This window comes from Enterococcus sp. AAFC-DPL-6103, assembly GCF_058216595.1.
Genome location: NZ_CM177102.1, coordinates 2074181 through 2087270, shown reverse-complemented (window position 1 = coordinate 2087270; position 13090 = coordinate 2074181). Strand labels below are relative to the sequence as shown.

Genomic DNA, 13090 nt, shown 5'->3' with positions numbered 1-13090 from the left:
AAATGTTGAAATTTGACGAACAAAAACAAATCAATGATATTCAAGGGGCATTGGAATTACGCCCCCAAGTGGAGCAAATTGTGGATGAAATCTGTGAAAGAGGATATGATGCTATTTTCTATCTGGGGATCGGGGGAACTTATGCTTCTGCAATGCAAGCAGAGACTTACATTAAAGGACATAGTAATCTACCAGTTTATGTACAACATGCTGCGGAATATTATACAACTGGAAATCAAAGATTAACGAAAGATTCGCTTGTGATTCTGTCATCTGTTACAGGTACGACAGAGGAAGTTGTTAAAGCAGTGAATGAAATTGAAAAGATTGGGGCAACATTAATAGGATTTATTGATACAGAAGATACCCCACTTGCGAAAAGTTGTGACTACGTAGTTACTTATCCAGCACCCGGGACGGAACAAATCAAATTCTTTATGGTTGCTGATCGACTGATGAAACATAATGGAGATTTTCCTGATTATGAAGAATACTATGCGGAACTAGAAGCTTATTTACCTAAGGGATTAGTTTTAGCAGAAAAGCAGGCAGATACTTTTGGTCAAGCGTTCGCAGAAAAGCACCGTCATGATTCAATGCACTATTTTATCGGCGCCGGAAATCAATGGGGAGGTGTATATTCATATGCAATGTGTTATTGGGAAGAACAAAGTTGGTTACGATCCAAGTCTATTCATGCAGCTGAATTTTTACATGGTACACTAGAAATCGTTGATGAAACAACACCGGTCACTTTATTTCTAGGCGAAGATGAGCAACGTCCACTAGCTGAACGTGTAAAAAATCTATTACCACGCATTTGTGGAAATTATACGTTTATTGACTCAAAAGACTATCCTATCGAAGGAATTAGTGAAAAAAATCGAGGAAGAGTGCTATCTCACTTGCTGATGCACTGCGTGACGCAACGAATAGATGCTCACGTTGAAAAACTAAATTGTCATCCATTAGATATTCGTCGTTATTATCGTCAATTTGAATATTAATTAAGAAAAGAATGGACCTCTTTTGTGCAAGCAAAAGAGGTTTTTGCTTATATCTTAAGCTAGTAAAAAAGCTATGTTATAATCATTTGTAGTAAGCTTACGATGAAGTCTTCTGATACTTGTATGCATTTTCCTACTTCGTTGAAGATAAGGTTTTATCTGTTGCTGAAGTAAGTAGATCGGTGATTCGCATTAAATCGTTCATTTTTGTGTTAGTGACTTTAACAGGAAGAGTGAGCAAAAATAGGCCGCTTATATTCGTGCGATAAGAAGTATGATGAGAAGAAGAGAATCACTTAAGTGAAAAAGAGTTCATTATTTTTTTAGCAATCTGTTTTATTAAACGTTTGGACATACTGAATAGGTCAACAAAAAATTTTAGACGATCAAGGTGAACATTATGAAAAAAGTCATATGGATTTTTTCCGTCAATGCGGATGGCGTACCTCCTTTAGGATACATGGGAACGAAGGCTGGGCAATATCTTTTTGGGAATGGAATAAAATTTCAAAAGGAACTCAAGGCTGAATTAATGCCAGAATTTGATTTAGAATTTATCAGCTATGATCTAAGAGATCCTAAGGTGCCAACTGCGGATTTAATTATTTATACAGATGTGGATGAAAAATATCTTGATGAAGAAACCAAGAAAAAAGGATTCAGTATCCCTTACAATTTGTATTTTATGAATGATACTGAAAAAATCAGAGAATATGTTGTAACCAATGTAAAAAAAATAGCCAATTAACTTTTTTAACATTTAATCACAAGTGAAAAAGTTGAACAAAATAAAAAACTGTAAACAAACCGACTTTGGGTTTTTGTTTACAGTTTTTTTTTGTACAGGTAATAAAAAATAAAATGTTATTTTAATCAATTATCTTACAATATAACTAATAAAAATATTTTTTTAAGTTATTTTTTTGTTTTCTTTTTATAGTTTATTATGAAAATATTTAATTAATGCTTGCTAAAAAGAACGCATGTTCGTATAATGGTTTTTGAGGAGGCGATACATGCGTGATTTAAGGTAGAGAAACAACTTTAGTTTATAAAGTATTATAAAAACGACGTAGAGCTTTATAGTTTCATGCTGTTATTTTAGGTTTAAGTGATCAAATAAAATTTATGTTGATAATTCAACAAGAAAGAAGTGGTATTGAGTATGTACAAATTACAAGCAAAATATTTAACAATTAATTTCAATTTTGAAATGACGGCTTCAGTTGTGACACAAAATGAAAATTCGTTTTCCGTACAAGGGCATTTTCGAACAACAGATGATTTAGCTGGACTTATTTGGGAGACAGAAGACACTCACAGTCATGAATCTTTAAAGTATCCAACAAATCCGAATTTCAAAAATGTATCGTTAAGTTATGATTATGCTTTAAGTGGGTATACGGAAGGGTTAGATTCTGATAAGGCTTCAGCTTTAACAATTCAAACAGTTGATGGCGATATTCATTATATTCGTCTATGGAATTATGTGACTAATCGACCAGAAGACGAATGGGAGAAACAAGAAGAAATTGTTTTTCCAGCAGGAAGAACTCCGGGAAATGGAACAGGAAAATTGGGAACGATCCAACTGGATTTCAATAATCTTTATGAAGGTTGGAGTCCTTATACTTTTGATGCAAATGGAAAATGGAACAAAAATCCTGAATGGAAAAAAATTGATGTAACGAATATCAAAACAATCATGTGGGCATTCACACCAATTGGCTATACTGGAAATGGCGGAGGAGCTACTCAATATTTAGATGATTCTTATCCTTTTGCTATGAACGTGACGAACTGGAAAGTGACAGGAGACACTTATCTTGGTGATGACCCAGTAGCTGTTTCTGCTGGAGTAATCAGAATGTGCGATGATTACGATGATAGTTATAATTTAACACCTGAGCGGATCATTGATAGTTATCTAAAGTTAGGTTACGCCAAAATCGTAAACTTTTACATTGGTGCTTCTCATTACTATGATAAAAAAATCGTAGATGGTACTGGTATTTTACTTGAAGACAAATTATTCAATCAGGCATTTGAAGCTTGGTATAAAGACTATGTAAGACGCTTAGCTGATAATCAAATGGATATTATTCATTCAATTTCAATGGAAAACGTGGATGCGAAAGAGGATTGGTGGCAACGAACATATGATGGAACACCGGGGACAAGTGGTTGGACGCCTACTCCACATTTCTTAAGCTTTACAAATGCAGGTGTTCAAGCATTTTATCAACGATTAGCAGTTGGCTTAGCTGATATTTCTAATCAATTTGGTTTAACCCCTATCGTACAGTTAGGTGAACCATGGTGGTGGCACCAAGATGAATTAACTCCTTGTTTTTATGATCAAGCCACTAGAAATCTTTATAAAGCAGAAACTGGATTAGACATGCATGAGTTTCATACGGTCAACGAATCAATCATTGGCCATGAACCAATGCTTTCATGGTTGCAAACAAAAATTGGTTCCTTTACATTAATGCTTCGTGATGCAGTCAAGGCGAATTATTCAAATGCACAATTTACGGTATTATTTTTCCCACCTTCTGTTATGGATAAGAATCGAACACCAATGATGATGGGCATGGTGAATTTTCCTAAAGTAGAATGGGCATATCCAAATCTCGATTTCTTTATGCTAGAAGATTACGATTACTTGATTAAAAATCAAATGCGCGAACATCAAGATGTGCTAGATTTTATTCAAAATAATTTAGGGTATCCTTCAGAAAAAATCCATTACTTCACAGGATTTGTTCTAGATCCTAAGAATGATGCTGCTGTGTGGGAAAGAATTCATCAAGCGATTATGGATGGTGTAAATGTTGGCATGGGCGAAACTTATATTTGGGCCTATGCTCAAGTAAAAAGAGATCATTGGAAACAACCACAAATTATTTACGCAAGTAAGCGGACTGGAAATTACACTCAACCATTCGATGTAGAATTCACGTGTAATGCAGACCAGTTGATTTACACGACTAATGGATTAGAACCAACACTTGCAAATGGCACGATCTATAAGGGACCAATTCATATTAAGGAATCCCAGAATATTAAAATCGCCTACATCACAAATGGAAAACTGTCTCAAAGTGTGCAATTTAGATACACGATACCGATGACTACAAAGTTGAAGACGACGATCAGTTCAACAGGAGATAATTCGGAATGGCTTAAGATCAAATCTTTGGCAATTGGTTCAGGAAAAATCTTTGATTTAAGTGCAGCGGAAGACAACAATCATTTATATCTTTATGCAAGAGGCTATGATCTTGATACTTCTAGCAATTTTTATTTAGATACAGGAGCAGATACTGGTGCAAATATTTGGGCTTGGCCAAATGCGAAAATGAATTTTATGATCCAAAATGATATAGTTTGTCGCTATGCAGGTACCGGAGATGATTTCACTTGGACTGAGATAGGCCATGTAAAAAAAATGATCAAAAAAAGTAACGCTGTGGAGGTAACGGTAAGCTTAGCAATGTTAGATATCAAGTCTCCAAAACAAATCAAACTTGGTTATGGTCGTAATTTTGAAGATTTCGCACCGATCCCTGGACGAAATGCTGCTATCGTCAATACATTAGTAGTAGACCACGAGCAAGATAAAAATGGCTTTATCGAGTTTGTTCAACGAGTAGAAACGTTAGCAGAAAAATATTTCCCTGGTAATACTGCCGCGGGTAAAGCTAAATTAGTAGCAGATTACTTCCGAAATAAAGCATACGGCAACACGATTTGGGAAGTTGTAGCAGGATTTATTGACTGGAAGTTCGTTGATTTGGTAAACGAAACAATCCCTACAAGTGAAAGACAGTTTGATTATATTGATCCGATGAGTGGAGCTACGATTGGTGGGGCACACTGCTTTGCTGCAATCGCTGGTTATTTAAACCATGGATTGCCAGATTATGAAAAGGCGAATATTGGTGATGGCTGTGGTTGGTTAGGAGATTTGGATACACTTTTGATTGACTACTGGAATAATAAAGATACGATTGATTCTGTTTATCAATTTGGTTTTGACTGGATTGGCGGAAGCAAGGGATTCTTTAGTAGAGAAGATTTAATTGCGGATGTCGATGCATGGAATATTGTTAGTCAAGTAATAGGAAACCAACGTTCGTTGGCAGACGCGTTTACGGATTATTTACAAGAACCAGAATTATTTGGCTACAGATATTCTAGTTTTATTGCTACCAGATATGCTGCTACGGAGGAAAATATGCTGAAAAGCGCACAAGAGGCACTGTTAAGTACGCTGACAGATAATCCAATACTTGCGTTATTCAGATTAGGCTTGATTGGTTATTTTGGTAGTCCGGGAATTGTTTCTGATGTGGATAAAGAAACCGAAGCGAAAGAAGCATTATGTAAAGCCTTTAAAGATAAAATTCTTCGATTGGCCAAAGATGAATATTAAATTATCTTGTGACTGTCAGTTTGTTGTAAAAATGTAGCTTGCTGTAACTAGCAATTTATTTTTGGATGTTAGAATACTTACAGATATTTCCAAAAAGAGTATGGAAAAAGAGGATATATTTTTAAAAGATTACATTTCTCTTTTGAGCGGAAATGTGAATTAAGTTAAATCAAATTGTCAGTTTACAATAAAAAACGATCAATTAATTGTAGCGACCCTTAAAAGTTAGAATTTTAGTCTAACTTTTAAGGGTCATTTCATTTAGGAGCAATATTTTTTTAGTTAGTTGATGGTTACTTTCTTTCCTTTAAAATAACTAGCTGAAATAGGGATTTTTCGTGCGACAAATTCAGCAGTAGAAGTTGCATCGACTAATGTGAAATTTGCCGGCATACCGACTTTGACCCAGCCATCGGGTTCAATTAATGGTTGATTCGTTACTAATTCAAGACTTTCAGTAAGCGTTTTTTGACTCGTTAGATTAAAAATCTCGGCATAGCGAGTTAATTTATCCATCACATCACCATTGCCGAAAGGAGACCAACAGTCGTAAATGTTGTCACAACCAATGAATGTTTTTACACCGGCAGTCCTTAGTTCTGTTAGTGGTGGAATAACAGGATTTAGTGGAATGCTTGAGATAATTGTGATGTTGTTTTCCGCCAAACGTGGAAATAGTTCTTTTCGTTCACTAGCAGATAAATCTTTTAACCCGTAAGCATGACTGACGGTTACTTTACCATTCCAGCCACTTTCTTCAGTCAACGCGACGATTTTTGCAAAAGTTTGTCGGGCATCATCTCCACGTTCATGTAGGTGAAGATCGATGGGCACATCAAATTGTGTAGCCAAATCAAATGTGGTTGTTAAAGATTTCTCCAAGTTACCATCAAGACTGATTGGATCAACACCACCGACTAAGGTTGCGCCATTTTGCAAAGCTTTTTTCATTTCTTCGTAAGCATTTGAGCGAAGTAATCCGTGTTGAGGAAAGGCAACTAATTCGTAAGCCAACTTGTCTGTATACGCAGCTAAAACTTTTTGTGCATCTTCTAAATAACGTTGTCCGACCAAAGGATGAACATCAATATGTGAACGAAAGTGAGTGGCACCATGAAGTAATTCCAAATGGATTAGATTTTTCATTCGCTCATCAAAAGAAAGCGGTGCGGATTCTAAATAATCGTATTCCTGAGTAAAGCGTTCAACAATGTTTGCTGCCGGCTCGATTGGTGTCCAAGGAATACCCAATTTGCTTTTATCAAAATGACAGTGCATTTCTCTTAATTGGGGCAGAAAAAGTGCATTTTTACCGTCAATAACCTGTCGATCACTGTCTGACATTTCTCCAGCATCTAGAACAGAAACAATGGCTGTTTGATTGAATAAGATATCGACTGTTCTCGTTGCCGTGCCATAAATATAATCACCGGTTGTTAGGTAATTTGTTTCAATACGCACATTTTTTAACAAAGTTTCCATTTTTGCACCTCCAGTATGTATGATTACCATACCTAATTTTTGAAAAAGATACGAATTTTTAGATTTCTAATAAACTAATCGAACAAGAATAACTTGACTATTGGTTATCCTAAAGAAATAGAAAAAACGGCCATTCATGATGGTTTTTGAGATCATTGAGGATATGATTGAAAGAAAATCAATTGGTTGTGTCATAATAAATAAGAATCAAAATGAGAAAAAGGAGGGGAATTGGTTGAAATCGAAAGATAAAATTTGGATCATAAATGTCATTGGCTTTCTCATTCTTTTGATTGTTTTTTGGTTTACTGAAGGGGGAAATCTCTTTCGATTACTTTTTTTCTGTAGTCTATTGGTTTTGTTAATTGAGATAATTAGAAGCTATAGAAAAAGAAAAAATGCTAGCTAACAGCACAATAAATAAAGAGGTATGTTTTGAAAAACACTCTGTTTTAGCAAAAGTCTTATGAAACGAACAAAATGCCTACAAGAAAATGATCAACATTTTCTTGTAGGCATTGTACATTGTGCGTAGTTAAAAAGTAGTATCTTATCTTCTAGAGATTCTTAGATGATAAGCTAGAGAAATGAAAAAGATTCTTTACATACAACCAAGAACAGCACTGATTCCGGCACTAATAAATCCGCCAGGTCCACCGCCTACTGCGCCTAATCCAGCACCAAGTATTCCAGCAGCGCACTTAGCTCCACCTTTGGATAAATTATTTGGACGGTTCAATTCGTAAGGCATCCGATGGTCATTTTCACCTCCAATTATTTTTTGTAATTCCATCGTGTTCAATTCTTTGATCGTTTGCATGTAGCAACACACTCCTTTTGAATGAATTTGTATTACAACATGACTGTATCATGGTTATCTGCTCAATATGTTGAAACATCTTAAGAGACTTTCTCTGTTATCTTGAACAAAAGAGAACCAAGTATTTTTTGGTTTGAGATAACTTTTGACAGGGTTCAGGAAATTTTTGGCCATTAGAGTTACGGTTATGAAATACTGAGAATAACAAAAAAATGAAAGGAGATATAACAATGAAAATCAAAAAAATAACTGATCAGCAATTAAAAAAAGTAATGGGAGGATCAGGAACAACTGTTTTAGGAAAACCTGCTACGGATGTTGCAAAATGTTTGCTTTCTTTTTTTAAGAAGTGTTAGTATTCTCCCCGTTTTGATATAATTTAATCAAAGGGGGAGAGGCTGTTGGTTATTATTGATACAAAAGCATATATACTAAGGATGACTATCGCCACATTGTTTTATTATGTGACTTTTTTCTCGATTTATCGAGAAGGGACGATTAAAAAGAAACTAATTCTATTTTTTATTTTTTTTCCTTGTACATTTTTAGCTAATGTATTCACTGGATTTGCAGATATTCTCCCCGTTTTTAGTAGCTATCTATTTCTCAAAAGAAAACATGAAACAGACTACTTTCTTTTGAGCACAGCGGTATTGAGTATGCTGATAGACTATGTATCTTCTATACTAAGCTCATCACTCATGCTTTATTTTGTCACTTTTGAAGGAATCAAAGGGATCTATTTTATATTGATCGAATTGATTATCCAAGGACTGATTCTATTTCTCATGCTCTTTTTATATCGACAGTTTAAGTTAGGTGTCTTATTGAAAAAAAACAACTCTGGGATTGTTGCACTCTTATTATGTTATTTGTTTTTAGTTACTCTAACTGTTTCTTACGCAGCTCATTACTACGAAGCATTCGATAAGTTTATTGTTGGAATTGCGACCTTTCTCATTGTTCAAACGGTATTTGTCCTCTTGGTATTTACGAGGGCATACGTAAAACAAAAAGAAAAATACGAACGCGAGTTAGAGCAGCAACAACTTGAAAGTTTAAAGAAATATACTGACCAGTTAGAACAGAATCAAATGAGCATGGCAAAATTTAAACATGATTATAAAAATTTATTACTAAGTTTGAGAGAAGCATTTACCGAAACGGGTGATCGAGAAGCACTTCACCAGATCGAGGGTTTGGAGCATTATTCAAACCAGTATTTTTTAGATAAAGATTTAAACTATCGCTATTGCAAAAATATTGAAAACCCATATTTGAAAAGTTTAGTTATTACAAAACTCTTTGAAGCGAATGAACAAAAAGTGGACTGTCACTTTGAATGTCTTTCCCCAATTCAAGAGATTCCTATCCCTATTTTTGATTGTATCCGTTTAGTTGGCATAGCGTTAGATAATGCGATTGAGGCTGCTAGAGAGAGCACAGAGCACAAAGTTTCTATCATGTTTCATCAAGATAAGCGACAAACTGAAATTTTTATTGAAAATAGTTGTGTCGATGTCAATTTACCTGTGGAAATGTTGATGAAGCAAGGAATTTCAACAAAAATTGACCATGAGGGACTGGGCTTAAGCAATATTCGTGAAATTGAAAGAAGAAATCCTAATATCCTTATCCAATTTAAAAAGAATCGTACGAGGTTTTCGATTCAAATGATACTAATGGCTAAATGAAAGGAGTAATATGAGTTATCCAATAATTATCTGTGAAGATCAGTTGATTCAGTTACATCAGCTTGAAACGATCATTCAAAATTATATTTTGTTCCATGATGAGCCATTTGAGATTTCGTTGAAAACACAAAGCCCAGTTGAAGTAAAAAACTATTTAAAAAAATTTATGCCTAAACAAGGGATTTATTTTTTAGATATCGATTTAAATCATCCTATCAATGGAATTGATCTGGCAGAAAAAATACGAGAACGCGATCCTCAAGCCAAAATCATATTCATCACGACTCATGATGAACTGTTACCATTGACCATAAAAAGAAGAGTAGAAACACTTGGCTTTGTTGAAAAAGATCAGCCGTTGGAAGCTTATCGAGCGGAGATCATCGAGTTGTTATCAATTGCTCAAAAAAGAATCGATTCGTTAAAAGTAGAACAGAATCGAGCATTTGTTTTTTCAATAGGTTCCCAAACGTTTACTTTAGATTTAGAAGAAGTTTGGTTTATCGAGACCTCAGACATTCCCCATCGCTTAATTCTTTATGTTGCAGATGGTCAATATGAATTTTATGGGAAATTGAGTGAATTGTCGGATAAGTATCCAACTTTATTTAAGATAAACCGATCTTGTTTAGTTAACTTAAGCAACGTCAAAGAAGTGAACTATAAAAATCGATTTGTTTATTTTAGTCCAGACCTTTTCAGAACGTTTGCAATTGGAAAAGCTAAAAAGATCAAAGAGGCACTCACAAGCCTTTAGAACATAAAAAAATTTCGATTTAATCAATTTAGCCGAGAGAATAAGTAGATCAAACAAGAAGAAAGCGACCGGGGATTCAGTTTGCCAGTCGCTTTCTTCTTTTTGTGTCCTCTTTCTTTTTTAAAAGAGGATACAGCAAGGAAATTTGCAAATTACTTGAGGTGTTCCAGTCTTTTATCGTCATTCATCACAGGTGACGCTATCAAATAGCTGCTCATAATTTGTCTCACGAATGTCCAAAAGTGAAAGAGCTTCAAATGATTCTTTTTAAGAGAATTTTGATTAGCCATAGATATTTTTGCCAGATTCTTTCTATCATTGAGTACACCTCAGATTAATCAGATCGGTTATTTGAAAATTTCCATTTTGTATGCAGTTAACGATGTGCATTTGTCCTTTTAAATAGCAGATGTGTTGTTTTTGCATGATTCTATCTCAACCTTTATACAGAGATTTTTACTACGCTGAAAATATAGCACAGAAGTTTCTCTATCGATAAAAAATGTCTTGAAGTATATGATTTCTAGCTTGAATAAAAGAGAAATCAGCTGTTTTTTACTCAGGAGTATTTTTCCCATGATTCAAGACAAAATTGATCATCCGTTTAAGGCAAATGGCATACTAGTTTTAGTTAGGTTAAAGGGGAAATGATTTATCGTAGGATTCGATGAATGTGCTCATTTTGATAAATCATTCACCTACATAAAAAATGTATACTTTTGAGAAAGGAAAAGTCATATGAGGCATTTTTCTTGGATTCAACAGCAAGACGAAAAAGATTGTGGGGTTGCCTGTGTGGCAATGATTTTAAACTTTTATAAATCAGAAGTTCCTATTTATAAATTACGTGAATTTTCTGGAACAGATTTAGAAGGAACTTCAGCTTTTGGCTTGAAAATGGCTTTGGAAAAAGTGGGATTTGATTGCTTAGCTGTTCAAGCAGATAGTGAAGTTTGGAAGGAAACAGAGTTGCCCACGCCACTAATTGCACACATTTGTGTTAATAACAGCTACATGCATTATGTAGTTGTGTATGGTGTGAAAAATGATTTCTTATTGATTGCCGATCCAGCAAAAGGAAAAATAAAGAAAACGATAACAGAATTTTCAAAAGAATGGACAGGGGTTTTACTTTTACCAACACCAAAGGATTCCTATCGGCCAAGTAAAGAAAAAGTTGCTGGGCTAAGCTCTTTTTTCCCAATTATTTGGCAACAAAAAAATTTAGTTGCACATATCATACTTGCTTCATTATTTATTACGCTATTTGGAATAGGAAGCTCCTATTATTTTCAAGGAATCTTAGATTATTTCATCCCAAATCAAGCGCGATCGACATTAACGATTGTTTCCATTGGTTTGATTTTTGTCTACTTATTTCGCGTTCTTTTTGAGTATAGTAGGAACTACTTGTTAGTTGTTTTGGGTCAGCGCTTAAGTATAGCTATCATGTTACACTATTTTAAACATGTTCTTTCACTACCAATGAATTTTTTTGCTACCAGAAAGTCAGGGGAAATTATTTCTCGATTTCTTGATGCAAATAAGATTATTGATGCTTTAGCAAGTGCGACACTTTCAATCTTTTTAGATATCGGAATGGTTTTGCTTGTTGGCGTTACACTAGCTATTCAAAATAGTATGCTTTTCGTGATTACTTTGGGAACGTTACCGTTTTATGTTCTGACGATTTTTACTTTTGTCAAAAGTTATGAACGCGCAAATCAAGAGGAAATGATGGCAGGTGCAACATTAAATTCAAGTATAATCGAGAGTCTAAAAGGAATTGAGACAATCAAGGCATATAACAGTGAAGAAAAAGTTTATCATCGAGTGGATCATGAATTCGTTAAGTTGATGAAAAAATCTTTTCGCACAGTGACTTTGGACAATCTACAGCAAGGAATCAAACATAGCATTCAATTGATTAGTAGTGCGCTTATTCTCTGGCTAGGTTCATTTTATGTGATGGATGAAACAATTAGCTTGGGTCAGTTAATTACCTATAACGCATTATTGATTTTTTTTACAGATCCTTTGCAGAATATTATTAATTTACAGGTCAAAATGCAGACGGCTCAGGTAGCAAATAAACGATTGAACGAAATACTAGCAATTGAGCCTGAAAAAAAGGAAAGCTCAACGAAACAAACAATCACTAAAGAACTATTTCAAAGTGGGATTCATTTGGAGAACGTAGCCTTTTCCTATACTATGAAAACTCCAGTATTAAAAAATATTTCATGTCACATTGTTGCACGCAGTAAAGTCGCTTTAGTAGGCGTAAGTGGCTCAGGAAAATCCACGTTGGCAAAGCTGCTTGTGAATTTTTACACGATTTCTGATGGAGCAATTTGTTATGGCAAAATCAATCATTTAGATATTGACTACGCACAATTACGGGAGAATGTGACCTATGTTCCACAAGAGTCATTTTTTTTCAGTGGTACTATTCTTGAAAATTTGACATTTGGGTTAGTAAATATACCGAACTTTGAACGGATTTTAGAAGTATGTGAGGCTGTTCAACTAAATGACTTTATTAATCAACAACCTTTACGATTTGAAATGATGATCGAAGAAGGGGGCGCGAATCTTTCAGGTGGGCAACGTCAACGATTAGCAATTGCTCGAGCGTTATTGAAAGATTCAGATATTTTAATATTAGATGAAGCAACCAGTGGACTAGACACATTATTAGAGCATGCTATTTTAGAATATCTGCTGGGTTTAAAAGAAAAGACAATCCTCTTTATCGCTCATCATTTGCCAATTGCGAAAGCTTGTGACCAGATTCTTGTACTTCACGAAGGTAAACTTGTTGAAGAAGGGACGCATGAGGAGCTAAGATCAAATCGTGGTATGTATCAAAAACTATGGGAGATTTAA

The 13090-nt window shown here is 34.8% G+C and carries 9 protein-coding genes; 7 read left to right on the top strand and 2 right to left on the bottom strand.

From position 1 onward, the window contains the following. Positions 1–2: 2 nt before the first annotated feature. The 3 genes from AC4BC3_RS09880 (at position 3) to AC4BC3_RS09870 (ending at position 5448) form a co-directional block, all read left to right on the top strand. Complete coding sequence (locus AC4BC3_RS09880) at positions 3–1007, top strand: SIS domain-containing protein (RefSeq protein WP_206910447.1); 1005 nt, start codon at positions 3–5, stop codon at positions 1005–1007. 400 nt (positions 1008–1407) lie between these two features. After that, positions 1408–1755, top strand: coding sequence for a hypothetical protein (locus AC4BC3_RS09875; RefSeq protein ID WP_490466393.1), 348 nt, complete (start codon positions 1408–1410; stop codon positions 1753–1755). A gap of 417 nt (positions 1756–2172) precedes the next feature. Continuing rightward, positions 2173–5448, top strand: a complete 3276-nt coding sequence (locus tag AC4BC3_RS09870; protein WP_490466392.1) for a non-contractile tail sheath protein — start codon at positions 2173–2175, stop codon at positions 5446–5448. A gap of 282 nt (positions 5449–5730) precedes the next feature. Here AC4BC3_RS09870 and AC4BC3_RS09865 read toward each other — a convergent pair whose 3' ends face one another. After that, positions 5731–6930, bottom strand: coding sequence for an amidohydrolase family protein (locus tag AC4BC3_RS09865; protein WP_490466391.1), 1200 nt, complete (start codon positions 6928–6930; stop codon positions 5731–5733). Positions 6931–7531: 601 nt separating this feature from the next. Then, positions 7532–7750 carry a bacteriocin gene (locus AC4BC3_RS09860; protein ID WP_206910443.1) on the bottom strand — a complete coding sequence of 73 codons (219 nt, stop codon included), beginning with the start codon at positions 7748–7750 and terminating at the stop codon, positions 7532–7534. Positions 7751–7980: 230 nt separating this feature from the next. Here AC4BC3_RS09860 and AC4BC3_RS09855 point away from each other — a divergent pair, with 230 nt between their 5' ends. The 4 genes from AC4BC3_RS09855 (at position 7981) to AC4BC3_RS09840 (ending at position 13090) form a co-directional block, all read left to right on the top strand. Further along, entirely contained in the window at positions 7981–8106 is a 126-nt protein-coding gene (locus tag AC4BC3_RS09855) for an EntF family bacteriocin induction factor (protein WP_242589985.1), read from the top strand. A 45-nt stretch (positions 8107–8151) separates the two neighbouring features. Further along, positions 8152–9444: a sensor histidine kinase gene (locus AC4BC3_RS09850; protein ID WP_206910439.1), complete on the top strand. Its 1293-nt coding sequence runs from the start codon at positions 8152–8154 to the stop codon at positions 9442–9444. A 10-nt stretch (positions 9445–9454) separates the two neighbouring features. Next, the gene (locus tag AC4BC3_RS09845; protein ID WP_490466390.1) at positions 9455–10201 is read left to right on the top strand and encodes a response regulator transcription factor; all 747 of its coding nucleotides are present in this window, start codon (positions 9455–9457) and stop codon (positions 10199–10201) included. Between the two features lie 738 nt (positions 10202–10939). Beyond that, a complete protein-coding gene (locus AC4BC3_RS09840) occupies positions 10940–13090 on the top strand; it encodes a peptide cleavage/export ABC transporter (protein WP_490466389.1) in 2151 nt (716 codons plus the stop codon).